The sequence below is a fragment of the Frigoribacterium sp. NBH87 genome, from assembly GCF_014217665.1.
Taxonomy (GTDB): Bacteria; Actinomycetota; Actinomycetes; order Actinomycetales; family Microbacteriaceae; genus Frigoribacterium; species Frigoribacterium endophyticum.
In genome coordinates, this window is record NZ_CP043650.1 from 3,233,468 (window position 1) to 3,249,259 (window position 15,792).

Here is a 15,792-nt window from a genome sequence, read left to right on the forward strand (position 1 = left end):
CGGACGTCACGGGGATGTCATCGCCTTTCAGGTCGGAGGGGGACGACCTCGATCGTCCCGCGGTCGCCAACGCGGCGCCCGCCCGCCGTGTTCCCCGGGCCGCCCGCCCGGGCGTGGCGGGGGAGACCCGGTCTAGCGTCGAGGGGTGACCGACTCCACCGACTCCAAGGACTTCACCGCCTGGACCCCCTCCGACGCCGCGGGCGAGATCGCGGTGCCCCGCCCCGACGACGACAAGTACAGCCGCGGGGTGCTCGGCGTCGTGACCGGGTCGTCGTCGTACCCGGGGGCCGCCGTGCTCGGCGTCGAGGCCGCCCTGCACACCGGGGTGGGGATGCTCCGCTACGTCGGGCCCCGCCGCGCCGCCGACTTCGTGCTGCACCGGCGGCCCGAGGCCGTGACGGGCATCGGCCGCGTGCAGGCGTGGCTGCTCGGGTCGGGGGTGGACGGCGACCACCTCGACGACGAGACGGAGGAGGGCTTCCGCACCGCCGCCTCCTCGGGGCTGCCGCTCGTGCTCGACGCGGGCGCGCTGTCGCTGCGGGAGCGGGCCACGGGGCCCGTCGTCCTCACCCCGCACTTCCGCGAGCTGGCGACGGCGTCGGGGCAGGAGGTCGACGAGGTCGCGGCCGACCCCGCCGGCGCCGCCGCGCGGGCGGCGGAGACCTGGGGCTGCACGGTGCTCGTCAAGGGGCACCGCACCTACGTCGCCTCGCCCGGCGGCACACGCCTGGTCGCCGCCAGCGCTCCGTCGTGGCTGGCGACGGCGGGGGCCGGTGACGCGCTCGGCGGCGTGCTGGGGGCCCTCGTCGCCACCCACGCCGACGCGGTCGCCGACGATGCGGAGGCGCTGGCGCGGCTGGCGGCGACGGCGGCGGTCGTGCACGGCCTCGCGGCGTCGCGGGCGAGCGCGGGCGGGCCGCTCACCGTGCTGGGGCTGGTGCACGCCCTGCCGGCGACCATCGCCGAGCTGGTCGCGGGGCGCTAGCCGGCGGGCGCTTCCCCGGCGGGGGAGCTAGCCGGCGGGGGTGGCCGCGACCAGGAACTCCACCGCGCCGGCGTCCTCGACCTGGACGAAGCCGAAGCTCGGGGCGTCGACCCCGTAGTCGGAGAAGGTCACCGGGATCGACCCGCTCACCTGGACCCCGTCGCCCGAGAGGGCCGCCTGGAGGTCGACGGTGACGCTCTGCGTCACGCCGTGCATGGTGAGGTCGCCGGTGGCCTCGACGCTCGCGACCTCGCCGTCGGCGGGCACGGCGGCGTCGATCGGCTGCGTGAGGGTGAAGGTCGCCGTCGGGTAGGTGCCGGCCTCCATCGCGTCGTCGCGGAAGTACCCGTCGCGGTTCGCGCTGTCGGTGGCGATGCTCGCGACGTCGACCGTGACGGTCGCCGCCGTGATCGTCGTGCCGTCGACCGTCACGGTGCCCGTGACCTCGTCGGTCGAGCCGACCACGGTGACGTCGGTGCCGTTCAGCACCTCGTCGACGCGGTAGCCCGCGCTGCTGCCGTCGCCGATCGACCAGTCGCCGGAGGCCTGGCTCACGTCGACGGTCGTGGCGCCGGGGGTCACGCTGACGGTGGGCGCGGCGTCGGGCTCGCCGACGATCACGTCGCGGTAGAACGCGGGGCCGGCCACGGCCGCGGTGACGCCGAGGCCCACCACGACGACGGCGGTGACGGCGAGGGCGGTCTTCGTGGACTTCTTCATGGTGGTGTCTCCTGGGGTCGGCTCGGCACGGGTCGGCTCACGGGGGCTCCGACGATGATGTCGGGCCGCCCTCGGCGGCACCTGGGAGGTCAGGCCGTGAAGCGGGCGAGGAAGTCGCGGGCGCGCTCGGTGCGCGGCGCCGTGAAGAGCTGGGCAGGCGGCCCCTGCTCGGCGATGCGGCCCGCGTCGAGGAAGACGACGCGGTCGGCGACGTCGCGCGCGAACGCCATCTCGTGCGTCGCCATGAGGATGGTCGTGCCGACCTCCTTGAGCGTGCGGACCAGGTCGAGCACCTCGCCCACCAGCTCGGGGTCGAGGGCGCTCGTGATCTCGTCGAGCAGCAGCACGGCGGGTCTCGGGGCGAGGGCCCGCGCGATCGCGACGCGCTGCTGCTGCCCGCCGGAGAGCCGGTCGGGGTACGAGCGCCCCTTGTCGCCGAGGCCGACGCGCTCGAGCAGCTCGAGGGCGCGCTGCTCCGCCTCGCGGCGGGGCTGGCGCAGCACGTGCCGGCTCGCGAGCGAGACGTTCTCGAGCACGGTCATGTGGGGGAAGAGGTTGAAGTGCTGGAAGACGACGCCGATGCGGGCCCGGACGGCGTCGACGCGCACCCGCGGGTCGCTGATGTCGGTGCCGTCGAGGGTGATGCGGCCGTCGTCGATCGTCTCGAGCAGGTTGACCGTCCGCAGCAGCGTGGACTTGCCCGAGCCGCTGGCGCCGATCAGGGCCACGACCTCGTCGCGGGCCACGTCGAGGTCGATGCCGTCGAGCACGGTCGTGTCGCCGAACGCCTTGCGGACCCCCTCGAGGCGCAGGACGGGGGCGGCCCCGGCGGCCGGCACCGCGCCTCCGGCGGGCGTGACGGGGGCGCTCACACGACGCTCCCGGCCTGCTCGCGGCGGCGGAGGCGCGCCGACAGCCAGTCGGTGAGCCAGAGGGTCGGCAGCGCCAGCGCGACGAACAGCAGGCCGGCCAGGACGTAGGGCGTGAAGTTGGCGGCGGTCGCCGTCTCGATCTGCGCGGCGCGGACGGCGTCGACGGCGCCGAGCACGGAGATGAGCCCGACGTCTTTCTGCATCGAGACGAGGTCGTTCATCAGGGCCGGGGTGACCTTGCGGAGCGCCTGGGGGAAGACGACGAGGCGCAGGGTCTTCGCGTGGCTGAGGCCGAGCGACCGGGCGGCGAGCCGCTGCGACGGGTGGACGGCGTCGATGCCGGCCCGCACGACCTCGGAGACGTAGGCCGAGTAGGTGAGGACCAACGCGATGGTGCCCCAGAACTCGGCGGGGAGGCGGGGTATGCCGAGACCGAGGCCGGGCACGCCGAAGCCGACCAGGTAGAGCACGATGATGAGCGGCAGCCCGCGGAACAGGTCGGTGTAGCCGCGCACGAGCGCCCGGACGGGGAAGAAGACCGGGCCGCGCAGGGTGCGGAGGGCCGACAGCACGGTGCTCAGCACCGCGACGCCGAGGGCGGCCACGACCAGCACGCGGACGTTGAGCCAGAGGCCCTCGAGCACCCGGGGCCAGGCGGCGACGAGCGACTCGCCGTCGAAGAAGCTGAAGCGCACGCGCTCCCAGCCGGGCGTGCTCGTCACCGCCCACCAGGCGAGGGCCGCGAAGACCACGGTGCTGATCGCCGCGACCACGACCGAGCGGGTCGACTGCCGGCGGCGGTACGCGCGCCGCCCGAGCTCGAGGTCGCTGACCGGGGCGGGGGCCGGGCCGCCGGCCGCGGGGCCCGTGCCGGCGGCGACCGGTGCCGGCGCTACGAGAGCTCCGGCACGTCGTAGTCGGCGAGCCACTGCTGCTGCAGCTCGTCGAGGGTGCCGTCGGCCCGCAGCGCGTCGACGGCCGCGGTGACGTCGGAGGTCAGGTCGCTGCCGAGCGGCAGGACGATGCCCAGCTCGTCGCTCGCGCCCTCGGCGGCGGGCAGCTGGCCGAGGACGACGCCGCCCTCGACGAAGTACGTGGCGGTGGGCACGTCGAGCACGATGGCGTCGACCTGGCCCGACTCGAGCGCCGCCTTGGCGTCGTCGTTGGAGTTGTAGGCCTGCACGCCGCCGTCGGGGTCGATGGCGGTCTCGGCGGCCGTGAAGCTCGTGGTCGCGCTCTGGGCACCGATCGCGAGGCCCTTAAGGTCGGCGACGCTCGTCGCGTCGGCGGCGGCCGTGCCGGGCAGCGTGACGACGGCCTGGCGGGTCTCGTAGTAGGGCGACGAGAAGTCGACGGCCTTCTTCCGCTGGTCGGTGATCGAGAACTGCTGCAGGTTCAGGTCGTACGTCTTCGGGCCGGGCGCGATGGCCTCGTCGAAGGTGGTGCGCACCCAGACCACGTCGGAGTCGTCGTAGCCGAGCTGCTCGGCGACGGCGTAGGCCACGGCCGACTCGTAGCCCTCGCCCGTCGTCGGGTCGTCGCCCTCGACCCAGGGGCTGTACGCGGGCTCGCCGGTGGCGACCGTGAGCTTGCCCTCCGTCACGAGGCCGACGCCCCCGCCGGAGGCGTCGCCCGACTCGCCGGAGGCGCCGGAGCAGGCGGTGAGGAGGCCGACGGCCACGAGGGCGGTCGCGACGGCGGAGGCTCGACGGAGTCGGGTGAGGCGCATGGGACGAGAGTACCGGCGGCGACCGACGGACGACGCCTCGGAGACGCCCCGTGACGGGCGGCTAGCCTGTGCGCATGACCCGCGCCGCGCCTCCCTCGTCCGGACGCGCCGACACGGGGAGCGTGCCCCTCCCGACCGGGTCGACGGCGTCCGCTGCCCCCGTGGCCTCGGGCCGGGGCGCCGCGGGGGCCGTGCGCCGGGCCGCCGCCTCGCCCGTGCTGCTCGGCGTCGCCGTCGTGCTCGTGCACCTCTGGCTCGGGCACGCGGCGCTGACCGGCCCGAACCAGCCGATGGGCGACGTGCTCAGCGTCTACTCGACCTGGATGCAGCGCGGCGTCGGCGCGGGGGACTGGGTCGGCATCGACCGGCCGTGGGTGTACCCGATCCTGGCGGCCGTGCCCATGCTGCTGGCCCGCGTGGGCGGCCCCGAGCACTACGGCACGGCGTGGCTCACGATCGTCCTGCTGCTCGACGCCGCCGCGCTCGCCGTCCTGACCCGCGGCGGCCGCCGCGAGCTCGCCGCCGCGTGGTGGTGGCTGGCGTTCCTCGTCGTGCTGGGGCCCATCGCCGTGGGGCGCATCGACGCCGTCACGGTCGCCCTCGCCCTGGTCGGCCTGCTCCTGCTCACCGCGCGCCCCGCGCTGGCCGCCGCCCTGCTCACCGTCGCCGCCTGGGTCAAGGTCTGGCCGGCGGCCCTCGTCGTCGCCGCGCTGATCGCCGTGCGCCGGCGCCGTGACGTCCTCACCGCGGCGGTGACGACGAGCGTCGTCGTCGTCGCGATCTCGCTCGTGCTCGGCAGCGGCGCGACCGTGCTCGGCTTCGTCGGGCAGCAGGCGGGCAGGGGCCTCCAGGTCGAGTCGCTCACCGCGGTGCCGTGGCTGTGGCGGGCGGCCTCCGGGGCCGCCGACACGACCGTCTACTACGACCGCGACATCCTGACCTTCCAGGTCGCCGGGCCGGGCGTCGCGCTCGCCGCCCAGGCGACGACCGTCGTCATGGCGCTGGTCGTGATCGCCGTGGTGCTGCTGGGGCTGCGGGCCGTGCGCTCCGGGGCGTCGGCCCCGCGCCTCCTCGCCCCCCTCTCGCTCGGGCTGGTCACGGCCCTGATCGTCACCAACAAGGTGGGCTCGCCGCAGTTCGTCTCGTGGCTGGCCGTGCCCGTCGTGGTCGGGCTCGTGCTGCAGCGCCGGGGCGGGCCCTCGTTCGTCGTGCCGGCAGCGCTCAGCCTCGTCGTCGCGGGCCTGACCCAGGTGATCTACCCGTGGTGCTACGACTCACTCCTCGCCGCCGAGCCCTGGATCGTGCTCGTGGCGACCCTGCGCGGGGTCGCCGAGGTGGGGCTGCTCGCGCTCGCCGCGGCCCAGCTGTGGCGACTCGGCAGGACGGCGACGGCAGTGCGGGGCAGGATGGGCGCATGATCGTCGCCTTCTCCGTCTCGCCCAGCGGCGGTGCCCCCGCCGGCCACCTCGACCCGGAGGCGCACGGCGACTCCGTCCACGACGCCGTCGCCGCGGCCGTGGCGGTCGTCCGGGCGTCGGGCCTGCCGAACCGCACCTCCTCGATGTTCACCGAGATCGAGGGCGCGTGAGTGGCATAAGACTACATAGAAGGGGCAAACGATGATCGTGGCTTTTAGCTTGGCGCCCAGTGGCGGTGCCTCTGCGTCAGAGGACGGTGCGGTGCATGAGGCTGTTGCGGCTGCCGTCGGTGTTGTACGCGCCTCTGGCCTGCCGAACCAGACGTCCTCGATGTTCACTGAGATTGAAGGCGACTGGGATTCCTGCATGACAGTTATCAGGGCTGCGACCGAAGCTGTCTTACCGTTCGGAACTCGGGTGTCCCTTGTGATCAAGGCAGACATTCGACCAGGACGAACAGGCGAAATGGCCGGAAAGGTTGACCGACTCGAAACGGCATTGCTCAGCGCATCCAACGGACTCGTCGAATAAGTGTGGCGTTACCGCGGGACCTGACCGTCGGCAAGGCTCAGGAAGGCGACGAACGTATTGTCGCCACTCGACCAGCCATTGACATGAGCTAATGTCCCGAACGTGAAGGTTTTCATTAGCTGGTCGAAAAGCGCGAGTCAGTCTGTTGCGGAGGCGTTCGCGGCTTGGCTCCCTAGGGTAATTCAGGAATGCGAACCCTTCATATCTAGCGATACCGAAAAGGGCGATGCGTGGTTTGACACGATTGAGAAGAACTTGGCGGAGGCACGCGTAGGCGTGCTCTTCTTGACGCCTCAGAACCAAAACGAGCCGTGGTTGAACTACGAAGCCGGTGCACTGAGGACGCTGCGAACCGGCAACATGAAGCGCCTATGCGCGGTCTTCGTAGGAATGAAGACTGCTGATTACACCGGTCCTTTAAAGAACTTCCAAATGACCAATTTTGCGGACAAAGCCGACATGCTCAAACTCATTAGGGCAATCAACGGAACCGCGGAGCGGCCCCTGGAGGCGCAACGGCTCGAAGAGGAGTTTGAAGAGAAATGGAGTCGGCTTGTAGCTGACACGCAAGACGCTGTCCTCGACGCCAGTGCGGAAGGAGCCGATGAGGTTCCAGCCGAGCAGCACACGCGAAGTGCTGAGGACAAGCTGGACGAGGTTCTCGATGTACTCCGAGAGATGCGACGCGAGCGGTCGGTGGTGTCGACGGGCCACAAGTACAGAGCTCAACAAGCAGTTCGTGAGGATCAGGATCGCGAATCGGCTCAGGCCCTTGCCGACTCGATACTCGGAGAATACCTGCTGGACGAGTCGGGAAACCATCGAGGAGAAATCGTAGAACTAAGTGTGAAGGGCGGAACGTACAACGTCGTTACCGATGAAGGTTTTGTGTTCTCCGGTAGTGAGAAGTTGCTGCGAGCGCAGATGACGGATATTCCGTTTTAGTGAGTAACGAGGCCTGCCTGCTGCGCCTGACAGTCGGGTGCCAAAGCGAGTGGCACGCCTGCCGGGTGGAGAGCCCGGGCCTTTAAGGGTCGGCTGAAGATCGCGTCGGAACTCGGGGCAATACTCGCTTATGCCGTGTCCGGAGCGCATTTTGCCGAGCTCGTCCACGCTGTCGTGCGGGAGCCTATGACGCCGGCCTTCGTCCGACACGATCCCCAGCCGCCCGCACCACGCGCGAAACGCCCCGCCTAGGCTTGTCGGACCACGGCCGGGCGTTCGTGCGTTAGGCAAAGCGTGTGCTTTGAGCAGGCCTGTGCGGCCCCTGGCTGGGTTCTTGAAGAGAAGAGGGCACTGTCGCTTCACTGGCGCCGTGGCGCCGGTCGAGATCGGCGGCCGTCTTCCGGCCGTCCGCGGCGCCGAAGATGTGGAACTCATCGCCGCGGCCGAGAGGACCCGTGTGTTGTCGAGGCGTCAGAAAGCCTGTCTTGCTTCATCGGTTCCGCTTGCCGCTGGTTACGGCATGCGCCGGAGCCACCGCATCGTTGTCGGTGGCTGAGGGAAATCTCCAGGTGTGCGCCCTGATCTCTTCCGCCCGCCGTGGGGAGGCCCCGTGCCGACACCCCGGAGCGATTCGCCGAGCGCTACCGGGTCGGCCCGTGGACGCTGCGAGCGGCGCCGGAGCGGGTCGCCCCGCGCGACTTCGTGCTGCGCTGCGATCGGCCGGGCTTCCCGAAGGGCCAGGGCGTGACCCTCGACCTGCACGACGGCTGGACGATGACGGACGGCGGCGAGCCGTTCGTCTCGCGCGAGGGTCCGCTCGCGTGCCTGGAGCGGTGGGCGTCCCGCCACAAATGACGGAAGGCCCCGCCCTCCGAAGAGAGCGGGGCCAAAAGATGGAGCAAGACGATGCGGCGTGTATTCAGGCGGCGTAGGCGAAGGCGCGAACGTCGGCAGAGGCTGTCACGCCAGCGGCTCGAACGGTAAAGGGCCCAAGAGTCCCGCGCTCCAATTTCATGAAGAGCATTCCCATGGACATGTCGTGGTTGACGACATCCACTCCTGCAAATTCTTCGCTCTCTCCGGCGTACTCAAGAGAGCCCAGTTGAAAGGATTTTGCTTTCGCGAGAGCGATATTGGCACTACCCCCCAGAGCCTTCATGCGAGCTATGACCTCGCTGAGGTACTCGTTAGGTGTCGTCACAACCAGCGGCTGACTGCCATCCTCAGCTGTGTACTGCAGGGTGATGGGCGACGGATACGTCGCGATTGTGCTCATCACACGCCTGACTGCTTCTCTTCGGTCCACGCCCGGGGCACGAGATTTCATTTCTCCACCTGTTGTTCCGCGAATGAGATGTACGCGTCGTACACCTCGTCATACGAGGGTTGAAAGGATTGTTGCACGTCCGCCTGAGTGCGGATAGGTCGAATCACGACGGCCGTTTCTCTTCGATGCTTGCCGTCGTGGCGATGGACGAAGCCGTGGCCGCAGTCGATGCAGATCTTCTCGCGAAACTTGCCGTCGGCGTCCTTCATGGACCAGGTAACGGCCCAGTCGACTAGCTGACCGTTCCAACGGACCAGACGCATCGTGATCCGGTGTGTTTCGTCCAAAGCAACAGGCACGACCATCTCTTCGCACAGAGAAGCATCGGGAGGATGCCAAAGCTCTTCTTGCGTTTCCGACTGCGAGTCAATACCGATCGGACGGGAAACGCGCTCGTCCAGTGGGTGAGACTCGTTCATGATCTTTTGACACTAGTGCAGGTAGGGCAGTTGCTCTTGTCGCCACAGCCTCAGGCTGAGCTATCGACTGGCCGGTTACCGGCCAAAAAGTGTTCTCTCAGGACGCGCCCCGCGACTAGAACGGGGCGGGGTTGCTCGCCGTCGGGAGCTCGGCGGGCTCGGGCTTCGCCCAGCCGAAGACCTTGGACGGGTACGCCGCGGCGAAATGGTCGACCCCTCCAAGCCGCTCCAGAGTGGCCCTACGACGTAGCTCTCCCTCATCTCTGAGGATGGCCCCGTATGCCGCGGCTGCGTACGCGCGTCGTTCCTTTGCAGCGGCGTGCTTGTCCGCGTAGCTCGTGGCAGCTGTGACGGCGTCAGGGGTGGTCCAACCTGAAGCGGGTGCCATCGGAGAGAATTGGGGGAGCTCGATAGCGCCTCGCCGCGGGGTTAGCGCATGGGAAGAGAGCCCCGTCGGGCGGCGTCGGCGTGCCACTAGGCCCGGCCTCGCTGCTTATCCCAGCGCGCTCGTGCGGCGGCGCGGGCGGCGCGGGAGGCGGGCGCGACGGAGCCTGTGTCCGTGTCGTCATCTAGCCGCAATGCGAGTAGTCCAAGGAGTCGGACGAGCGTCGCGCGCTGCTGGCGCGCCTCCGCGAGAAGGGGGCTCGGGCGGCCCGTCGGCAAGACCGGTCCAGTTTCGCGGATCGCGTCCTCGACAGTTCGAAGCGTGTCGACGGTTTCCGCGGCTTGGAGGAGCGCCGTTGTCTCCGTGATTGAGAGCTCGAAGTCGGTCGTGGCGGCGGCATACAGGGCTGTGCCTGATGGGCCGAGATGCGCTGGGGCGTCAGTCATGGGGCCTTTCGAGGGTTAGATGTTCGATGTCACGGCAGGCACGCACGGGGAGAGGCGCTGTGCCGCTTCGGACGGGGAGGGAGGGGAGGGGGGAGGTCCTGCCCCACCCCCGCGGCTGATCACCGGGTCTCGTTAGGCGGCAGCGGGCGTCGTCGTCTCGACGGGTAGGCCGGACTCTTTGCCCCCATGCGTGCTCATGGCCTCTTCGAGGTCGAGCAAGCGACGTTCGAGGGCGCGCGCTGTGAGTTCCAGACTCTCCTCAGCGGAGACGACCCTCGCTCGGAGCTTCAGTCGGGAGGTGCTCGCGACTGTCTCGCCCGTGGGGTCGGAGTAACCGACGGAGTGGCGGCCGGCGCTGTCGTAGGCGCCGGGCGTGTACTGGAGGCTCATCGCTGCGTCGACCGCCGAGGAGAGACGGAGAGCGAGCTCAGCGTGTCGCCGGACCTGGACGTGCAGGGGGAGGCGTCGAGAGGCAGGGCGATTGATTGCGGCGACGGGGTAGGGGTGCTGGTTGAGGGTGGGGGGCATGGTGGCTCCGAGGTGGGGTTGCCAGCGGTGTTGGACACGCGGGGCATGATTAGGGCATGGGACTGAAGACGACATTGGATCTGGACGAATTGACTTGGGGCGACCTGCTCGCCTTCTCAGACATCGGCCGCGCGGCAGGCGTGGGCGACGACGAGAAGGTCGAACAGACGTGGTCTCAGAACTCGGAGCTTGAAGCCCTCGCAGTCGACCTGCCTGCCGCTGGCCTGCAGCGTCGGCCGGTCATCTCGGCGGAGGAGGGCATCGACTTCGCGGCCGTACTGGCCGAGGTGCTGCTGGGGGAGGGTGACGCCCGGGCCTACCTCGGCAAGCTCACTGAGCTGCGCGACAGACTCCTCGGGGTCTCGTGAGCTAACGGGGAGGGGGCACGGGGTGACCGTGCCCCCTCCCTCCCTTGCGTCGCCGACTACTTCGAGGGCGTGAGGCGGAGCGCGAGCTCCTCGGCTCGAAGCGATGCCGCCCGTCGCTCGCGGGCGTAGCGCCGGGTTGCCTCGACAAGCTTCGGGTCTCGGCGAGTGGCGGCGACGAGTGCCTCCTCGGAGAGACCGTGGCCGGCGGCCTTGGCCGTCACGGCCGGCCAATCGGTCGGGTCTGTGTCGTCGAGGAGCTTCGGGATGAGTTCGTCGGCAATGACGCCGGCGATGATCGACTGAACTGCTTCGGGGGAGAGGGCCATTAGTGGCGGCCTTTCGTAGGGTGGGGGGCTAGGAGGCGGCGAGGACACGGACGGCGCCGCCATGCTCGACGAGGTCGACAGTGCCGTCCTCGCGGTCGACGGCGAGGGGCATGGCGGTGACCTCGGCGAAGACGCTGAGGAGCGAGCGGTCGGCCGCGACGCTGTCGTCGTAGCTCATGATGTGGCGGAGGGCGAAGCCGCCAGCGCTGACGCTGGCGCCGTAGGCGGCGCCGTCCGGCTTGGCAGGTGCGCGCACGACGAGCGCGAAGGCGGGCTTCACGAAGCCAACGATCTCCGTCGGTGCGAGTCGGGTCGACTCGACAACCTGGAAGCCCCGGACGACGCCGGGCGAGTCGAAAGTCGTGCCGCTCGATCCGACGGGCCCGTCGAGGAGGTCGGCATAGACCTGGCTGCCGACGGCGGCGTAGAGCTGCGCGGAGTCGCCGACGCCGTTCTGTCGGAGCTTCGTCCGAATGGCGGTGAAGACGCGCGCCGGGTTGGCCGGGTCGTAGGCGAGCGTGGTGTCGGCGGGGGTTGCCTTCATGACGGCGACGATGTCGCGCTCGATGCGCTTCACGAGGGCGTCGGTCTGTGGCTTCAGGACTTGCCTGGCGAAGTTCGTGATGTCGAGGTCGAGCTCGCCCTCGGAGAGGGTCACCTTCGAGTAGAGGTGGTCGCTCAGCTTGACGTCGATCTCCTGTTCGATTAGCTCGTCGACTTCGAGAACGCTCGTGGTGTCGTGGAGATCGCGGCGGTGCGCGACGACAGAGCCGGGAACGCGAACGCGGACGGTCGTACCGGCGCCCTTGCGGAAGTCCGATTCGAGGTCGCGGGAGATGAGGCCTGCGAGAACCAGGTCGGCGCCCACGAGCGTGGCCGCGACGGTAGCGACTTCTGAGGGGATCAGAAGGGTGTTGGGCATGGTGCCCCTTTCTGGGTAGGGAGGCCGCGGCGGGCTGCCGCGGAGAGGGGGGCGTCAGCCGTGGGCGGTAAAGAGCCGGTCGACGTGCTCGCCGATGCGGGCGAGCTCCTCGTTGACCGCGGCGCGCTGCTCAGAGGTGCAGGCGCTCTGAAGGGCTTCCACGGCCTGTCGCTCGCGGAGGAGCAGAGCCGCGGCGGCGGCGTCGCGGGCGGCAAGGGTGTCAGCGGCCGATCGGGACACTGCGCGGCGGCAGGCGGCGGAACAGGTGCGCGCGGACGGCCGCATTCCCGCGAGCGAGACAGAACAGTGATCGCAAAAGCGCATGACACCTCCAGGGGTTGTCGGGACTCGAAGCGTGCGCACGCATGAGAAGCAGAAAAAGAGGCCCTCGGCCCGAAGACCGAGGGCCTACCTCCCCCGAATGACAGCGAAGGGACTTCGTCTCCGCACAGGAGTAGGGGACCGTGGCTAGGCCAGACAAAGGCGTTTACACACGCGGCGGACGAGAGGCCAGCGATAGCGCCCGAGGCTCTTGCCTGGTCTGTCTACGAGGATCGGTAGCGAACATGGTTCGATGAGGGAGACGAGTCATTCGTTGTTAGCCCGATCATGAGAGGCGCAATGGAGTCGACTGACAAGCCCGATGACTCGTACCCGGGAAACTCGGTAGCGGCAGCGGGCAACGTGGTCATTTGCGGCCTGATTGCTATCGCCATTCCCATTGGCGCGCTGGCCTCTGTGATGCGAGGCACCAACCTCCTTATCGCCGGGGGCGCTCTCCTCATGGCAGTAGCGCTGGAGGCCCAGTTCGTCCGCAAGATGCTGAGGCACCGGTGTCGAGGCAACTAACTACACCGGTCTTCGCCGGCCCGGTCGGGAGCGGCACACGCGGCACCAGGACCGCCGGCCGGACGCGGAGGTCGAGTCGGCGCCGAATGCGGAGAAGGGCTTCTCCTGCCTGCACCTGGCGCAGGTTTTCCCGGCCGAGGCCTGGCGCCGGGCGAGGGCCCGGGCCGCCGAGTCTGCGACGTCGTCCTCCCAGCCCAGCGCCCGGGTCGCTTCGCGGACGCGCTCCTCGGGCGTCATGCGGCGATCCGGTAGACGCGGTGGCCGTTGCGGCGGACGCGAGGGCCGAGGAGTTCGTCCGCGATGGCGTAGAAATTATCCCGGCCGGGCATGACGTAAGGGCGCCCATCGTCGAGGTCAACGTCGGCAGCGACGTAGTCCTCAATCGCCGCGCAGGCTTGCGCGTAGAGGTCGCCGGCGCGAACTGCTCCTGGAACTGCTGACTCCTGCCATGAGGCGAGCCATTCGCGGGCCGATGCTCGCTGGTGTGCTCGGATGCGCCCACGGCGCCGACGAGCTGTCTCGGCGGCGCTGAGCTGCGGGCCGACGGCGGCGTCGCGGCGTGGTGGCGTGTATTTGGGGAGGGAGCGGGCGAGCTCGCGAACTGCCGAGGCGAGGAGCGCATCCGTCACCGGCCGTCGAGTCGCTCCGAAACGACGGAGATCGACGTAGGGCCGGCGCGCGTCGGACACCTCGGGAAGCTGCGTGACGAGGTCGCGGAGCGCCGTGACGAGTTCTGCTGCGGGGATTGTGGCCGCCGGCGAGCTTCGGGGCGCGACCCCCCGGGACGTCGCGACGAGGTCATCACCGAGACTGCCGAGGGCGAAGGACGCAAGGGCAGTCGCGGACGGTAGCTCGATCGAGAGTCCGAGGCCGTCGTCGTCGATCCTGGCGCGGGCGTTGGCGGGATCGCCTTCGCGGTGGCGGGCGAGGCGAGTTGCAGGGGTTGTCATGGCTTCTCCTCGGCGGACGAGCGGCGGGCGGAGAAGCGCGGACAGTCGCCCGCCGTGGTGCGGCCCGCGCTTCAGAGGAGGAGGGGACCGGGAGGGGCGCCGCTGCTCACTGTCTAGGCCCTTGGGGTGACAAGTGGCGATGTGATGGTCTGAAGAGTCGTTCTCCTTACCTGTTTAGAGACGACACATCTAGACCAACAACAGGAGAGAGAGCTGGAATCGTCATTGTCGCCACTCGTTACCCGGCGACCCGGCCTCCCGGACGCCGAAGAGCCCCTCTCCGGCGTGGAGAAGGGCTCTCAGGGTTGTGTTTACAGCGCGCCCGGCGTCTAGCTGGACGTAAGCGTCAGCGTGACGCGGGAGGGGTCCCACTTGCCGCGCTGCCGTGCCGGAGCAATCTCGACTTCGGCACCACTTGCGAGAAGGAGTTCACGGCGACCGAGCATGTCCCGGCGGTGCCATGAGTCGGCGAAGGTCTCACCCGTCTCGATCAGCTCGACCTCAGGCTCGGCCGGCGTCGCGTCGAGGCGATCGCGCTCCGCGTGGAGGCGCTGGAGCCGATTCACGAGGGGCGTCAGGTCCGCTCCGGGACGACTCAGGGCGGACGTCGTGGCCCGGAGAGCCTCCTCGACCGCTGCAAGGCCGGGGACGTCGCGGAGGGTGACACGTTGCTCTACGACGAGGTAGTGCCCGACGATCCTCAGGAACTGCCGCTCGACTTCCTGTTCGACGCGGTGGCACTCGACGGCCACGCCACGGGGACACGCGCGACCCTGCCCGGCTGCCTGGCAAGCGTAGATGTCCGCGCCGGTCGTGCTGCGGCGGGTCTTCCGCACAAGGTTGCCGCCGCACCCCGGGCAGGAGATCAGTCCAGAGAGCAGGCGAGAGGCCTTCGCGCGCCGTCCCCGCTGTGTCGCCTCGGCTCTGCCGGGAGTGGGCGTCCAGTCTGTTAGGGCTCGGAGGCGCTCTACGTCTTCAACGGGCAAGATCGGCTCCCAGAAGACCACGGGGAGGCCGCTTTCGTCGCGGATCAGCTCGGCTGGCTTCAGGATGTGCGGCCTACCCGTCACGGGGTGTGGACCGCGGACGCTACCCGTACGAACGCGGCCGAGCACGGCGTCGGAGCGTAGGACGCGCTGAAGCGCGGTCGAGCCCCACTCGGCTGCACGCCGGGGCTTCACCCCGGCGGCGTTCAGGCGGACGCACGCGGCGTAGACCGAGGACCCCGCAAGCACTTCGTCAGCCACGCGGCGCACGACGGCGGCCTCCGCGGGATCTGGCTCCAGCGCGCGGCCGACGCCGGACGGGTGGCGGACTGCCCGATAGCCGTAGGGCACAACGCCGCCCGGAAAGCGGCCGATTTTCCGGAGGTGCTCCTGCGAGGCGGAGACGCGGAGCCCGATCGTCTTGGCCTCCATGCTCGCAAAGACCTGAAGAATTTCGACCATCTCGCGGCCCATTGGTGAAGTCGTGTCGAGGCTCTCCGTCGCGCTGATGATCTGGAGTCCCTCGTCGAGGAGCACGCCGACGTCGACGACGGAGCGGACGAGCCGGTCGAGGCGCCAGACCATGACGGCGTCCGCGACCCCGTCGCTCACGAGTTGCCGGACACGCCGCAAGCCGGGGCGGTCGAGGCGGGTCTTCGTCGCCGAGGTGTTGTCATCCTCAATGATCTCGACGAGCGTCAGTCCGCGTAGCTCGCAATGCTTCGTGATGACTTCACGTTGGCGGACGATTGAGGTGGATTCCTCGCGCGATGCTCGGGAGAGGCGGACATAGCCGACAACTTTCATGGGGGCCTCCTGTCTAGGGTGTGCGCCCTAGAAGGGGACCGAGAGATGTCTACCTGCTCATGTGCCACTCACGAGGGCGAGTGGGACGAGGTCATGGCCGTCGTCAAGGACGCCACGGAGGCGGTGGGCCGCTTCGGCACCCGCGTCTCGCTCGTGCTCAAGGCCGACATCCGCCCCGGCCGAACCGGTGAGCTGACCGGCAAGGTCGAGCGCCTCGAGGCCGCCCTCGGCGAGCAGGGCTGAGCCCTGACCCTGGTCGTCCTCGGGGCGCTCCTG

The 15,792-nt window shown here is 69.5% G+C and carries 18 protein-coding genes; 7 read left to right on the plus strand and 11 right to left on the minus strand.

The window, feature by feature from the left end; all coding sequences use genetic code 11:
• Positions 1 to 145: 145 nt before the first annotated feature.
• The gene (locus tag F1C15_RS15050) at positions 146 to 988 is read left to right on the plus strand and encodes an ADP/ATP-dependent (S)-NAD(P)H-hydrate dehydratase (protein ID WP_185232149.1); all 843 of its coding nucleotides are present in this window, start codon (positions 146 to 148) and stop codon (positions 986 to 988) included.
• Positions 989 to 1,015: 27 nt separating this feature from the next.
• On the opposite strand, the gene F1C15_RS15055 is transcribed toward F1C15_RS15050, so the two are convergent.
• The 4 genes from F1C15_RS15055 to F1C15_RS15070 all read right to left on the minus strand — a co-directional run bounded on the left by F1C15_RS15055 (position 1,016) and on the right by F1C15_RS15070 (position 4,309).
• Positions 1,016 to 1,708: a YceI family protein gene (locus F1C15_RS15055; RefSeq protein WP_185232151.1), complete on the minus strand. Its 693-nt coding sequence runs from the start codon at positions 1,706 to 1,708 to the stop codon at positions 1,016 to 1,018.
• Positions 1,709 to 1,797: 89 nt separating this feature from the next.
• Positions 1,798 to 2,580, minus strand: coding sequence for an amino acid ABC transporter ATP-binding protein (locus F1C15_RS15060; RefSeq protein WP_305038467.1), 783 nt, complete (start codon positions 2,578 to 2,580; stop codon positions 1,798 to 1,800).
• Positions 2,577 to 3,509: an amino acid ABC transporter permease gene (locus F1C15_RS15065; RefSeq protein ID WP_056053771.1), complete on the minus strand. Its 933-nt coding sequence runs from the start codon at positions 3,507 to 3,509 to the stop codon at positions 2,577 to 2,579. Before F1C15_RS15065 ends, F1C15_RS15060 begins: the two co-directional genes overlap by 4 nt.
• Positions 3,473 to 4,309, minus strand: coding sequence for an ABC transporter substrate-binding protein (locus F1C15_RS15070; RefSeq protein WP_185232153.1), 837 nt, complete (start codon positions 4,307 to 4,309; stop codon positions 3,473 to 3,475). Before F1C15_RS15070 ends, F1C15_RS15065 begins: the two co-directional genes overlap by 37 nt.
• Before the next feature lie 74 nt (positions 4,310 to 4,383).
• Here F1C15_RS15070 and F1C15_RS15075 point away from each other — a divergent pair, with 74 nt between their 5' ends.
• From F1C15_RS15075 to F1C15_RS15090, 4 genes are all read left to right on the plus strand, one after another.
• Complete coding sequence (locus tag F1C15_RS15075; RefSeq protein ID WP_255465341.1) at positions 4,384 to 5,727, plus strand: glycosyltransferase 87 family protein; 1,344 nt, start codon at positions 4,384 to 4,386, stop codon at positions 5,725 to 5,727.
• Positions 5,724 to 5,897, plus strand: coding sequence for a thiamine-binding protein (locus F1C15_RS15080; protein WP_185232155.1), 174 nt, complete (start codon positions 5,724 to 5,726; stop codon positions 5,895 to 5,897). The genes F1C15_RS15075 and F1C15_RS15080 overlap by 4 nt, the downstream gene beginning before the upstream one ends.
• Positions 5,898 to 5,928: 31 nt before the next feature.
• Positions 5,929 to 6,258 (plus strand): thiamine-binding protein, encoded by a 330-nt coding sequence (locus tag F1C15_RS15085; RefSeq protein WP_185232157.1) that lies wholly within the window; start codon positions 5,929 to 5,931, stop codon positions 6,256 to 6,258.
• 102 nt (positions 6,259 to 6,360) lie between these two features.
• Positions 6,361 to 7,203 carry a TIR domain-containing protein gene (locus F1C15_RS15090; protein WP_185232159.1) on the plus strand — a complete coding sequence of 281 codons (843 nt, stop codon included), beginning with the start codon at positions 6,361 to 6,363 and terminating at the stop codon, positions 7,201 to 7,203.
• 919 nt (positions 7,204 to 8,122) lie between these two features.
• Here the strand turns inward: F1C15_RS15090 and F1C15_RS15095 are convergent.
• The 3 genes from F1C15_RS15095 to F1C15_RS15105 all read right to left on the minus strand — a co-directional run bounded on the left by F1C15_RS15095 (position 8,123) and on the right by F1C15_RS15105 (position 10,308).
• Positions 8,123 to 8,479, minus strand: a complete 357-nt coding sequence (locus F1C15_RS15095; protein ID WP_185232161.1) for a hypothetical protein — start codon at positions 8,477 to 8,479, stop codon at positions 8,123 to 8,125.
• A gap of 47 nt (positions 8,480 to 8,526) precedes the next feature.
• Positions 8,527 to 8,949: a hypothetical protein gene (locus F1C15_RS15100; RefSeq protein WP_185232163.1), complete on the minus strand. Its 423-nt coding sequence runs from the start codon at positions 8,947 to 8,949 to the stop codon at positions 8,527 to 8,529.
• Between the two features lie 963 nt (positions 8,950 to 9,912).
• Positions 9,913 to 10,308 (minus strand): hypothetical protein, encoded by a 396-nt coding sequence (locus F1C15_RS15105; protein WP_185232165.1) that lies wholly within the window; start codon positions 10,306 to 10,308, stop codon positions 9,913 to 9,915.
• A 56-nt stretch (positions 10,309 to 10,364) separates the two neighbouring features.
• Between F1C15_RS15105 and F1C15_RS15110 the strand changes: the two genes are divergently transcribed.
• On the plus strand, positions 10,365 to 10,676 hold the full coding sequence (locus F1C15_RS15110) for a hypothetical protein (RefSeq protein ID WP_185232167.1): 312 nt from the start codon (positions 10,365 to 10,367) through the stop codon (positions 10,674 to 10,676).
• A gap of 56 nt (positions 10,677 to 10,732) precedes the next feature.
• Here F1C15_RS15110 and F1C15_RS15115 read toward each other — a convergent pair whose 3' ends face one another.
• The 4 genes from F1C15_RS15115 to F1C15_RS15130 all read right to left on the minus strand — a co-directional run bounded on the left by F1C15_RS15115 (position 10,733) and on the right by F1C15_RS15130 (position 15,516).
• Positions 10,733 to 11,002 carry a hypothetical protein gene (locus F1C15_RS15115; RefSeq protein ID WP_185232169.1) on the minus strand — a complete coding sequence of 90 codons (270 nt, stop codon included), beginning with the start codon at positions 11,000 to 11,002 and terminating at the stop codon, positions 10,733 to 10,735.
• 28 nt (positions 11,003 to 11,030) lie between these two features.
• Positions 11,031 to 11,924, minus strand: coding sequence for a P22 phage major capsid protein family protein (locus tag F1C15_RS15120; protein WP_185232171.1), 894 nt, complete (start codon positions 11,922 to 11,924; stop codon positions 11,031 to 11,033).
• 1,082 nt (positions 11,925 to 13,006) lie between these two features.
• Positions 13,007 to 13,723, minus strand: coding sequence for a hypothetical protein (locus tag F1C15_RS15125; RefSeq protein ID WP_185232173.1), 717 nt, complete (start codon positions 13,721 to 13,723; stop codon positions 13,007 to 13,009).
• A gap of 329 nt (positions 13,724 to 14,052) precedes the next feature.
• Positions 14,053 to 15,516: a recombinase family protein gene (locus F1C15_RS15130; RefSeq protein WP_185232175.1), complete on the minus strand. Its 1,464-nt coding sequence runs from the start codon at positions 15,514 to 15,516 to the stop codon at positions 14,053 to 14,055.
• On the opposite strand from F1C15_RS15130, the gene F1C15_RS15135 reads away from it, so the two are divergent.
• A complete protein-coding gene (locus tag F1C15_RS15135; RefSeq protein ID WP_370543632.1) occupies positions 15,499 to 15,759 on the plus strand; it encodes an MTH1187 family thiamine-binding protein in 261 nt (86 codons plus the stop codon). The two genes, F1C15_RS15130 and F1C15_RS15135, sit on opposite strands and share 18 nt — an antisense overlap.
• The last annotated feature ends 33 nt before the right edge of the window (positions 15,760 to 15,792 follow it).

Bases quoted from the DNA above. Each gene is read 5' to 3' on its own strand.
- F1C15_RS15055 (WP_185232151.1), bottom strand. From the start codon at position 1,708: ATGAAGAAGTCCACGAAGACCGCCCTCGCCGTCACCGCCGTCGTCGTG.
- F1C15_RS15070 (WP_185232153.1), bottom strand. From the start codon at position 4,309: ATGCGCCTCACCCGACTCCGTCGAGCCTCCGCCGTCGCGACCGCCCTC.
- F1C15_RS15075 (WP_255465341.1), top strand. From the start codon at position 4,384: ATGACCCGCGCCGCGCCTCCCTCGTCCGGACGCGCCGACACGGGGAGC.
- F1C15_RS15080 (WP_185232155.1), top strand. From the start codon at position 5,724: ATGATCGTCGCCTTCTCCGTCTCGCCCAGCGGCGGTGCCCCCGCCGGC.
- F1C15_RS15085 (WP_185232157.1), top strand. From the start codon at position 5,929: ATGATCGTGGCTTTTAGCTTGGCGCCCAGTGGCGGTGCCTCTGCGTCA.
- F1C15_RS15095 (WP_185232161.1), bottom strand. From the start codon at position 8,479: ATGAGCACAATCGCGACGTATCCGTCGCCCATCACCCTGCAGTACACA.
- F1C15_RS15100 (WP_185232163.1), bottom strand. From the start codon at position 8,949: ATGAACGAGTCTCACCCACTGGACGAGCGCGTTTCCCGTCCGATCGGT.
- F1C15_RS15105 (WP_185232165.1), bottom strand. From the start codon at position 10,308: ATGCCCCCCACCCTCAACCAGCACCCCTACCCCGTCGCCGCAATCAAT.
- F1C15_RS15110 (WP_185232167.1), top strand. From the start codon at position 10,365: ATGGGACTGAAGACGACATTGGATCTGGACGAATTGACTTGGGGCGAC.
- F1C15_RS15115 (WP_185232169.1), bottom strand. From the start codon at position 11,002: ATGGCCCTCTCCCCCGAAGCAGTTCAGTCGATCATCGCCGGCGTCATT.
- F1C15_RS15120 (WP_185232171.1), bottom strand. From the start codon at position 11,924: ATGCCCAACACCCTTCTGATCCCCTCAGAAGTCGCTACCGTCGCGGCC.
- F1C15_RS15125 (WP_185232173.1), bottom strand. From the start codon at position 13,723: ATGACAACCCCTGCAACTCGCCTCGCCCGCCACCGCGAAGGCGATCCC.
- F1C15_RS15130 (WP_185232175.1), bottom strand. From the start codon at position 15,516: ATGAAAGTTGTCGGCTATGTCCGCCTCTCCCGAGCATCGCGCGAGGAA.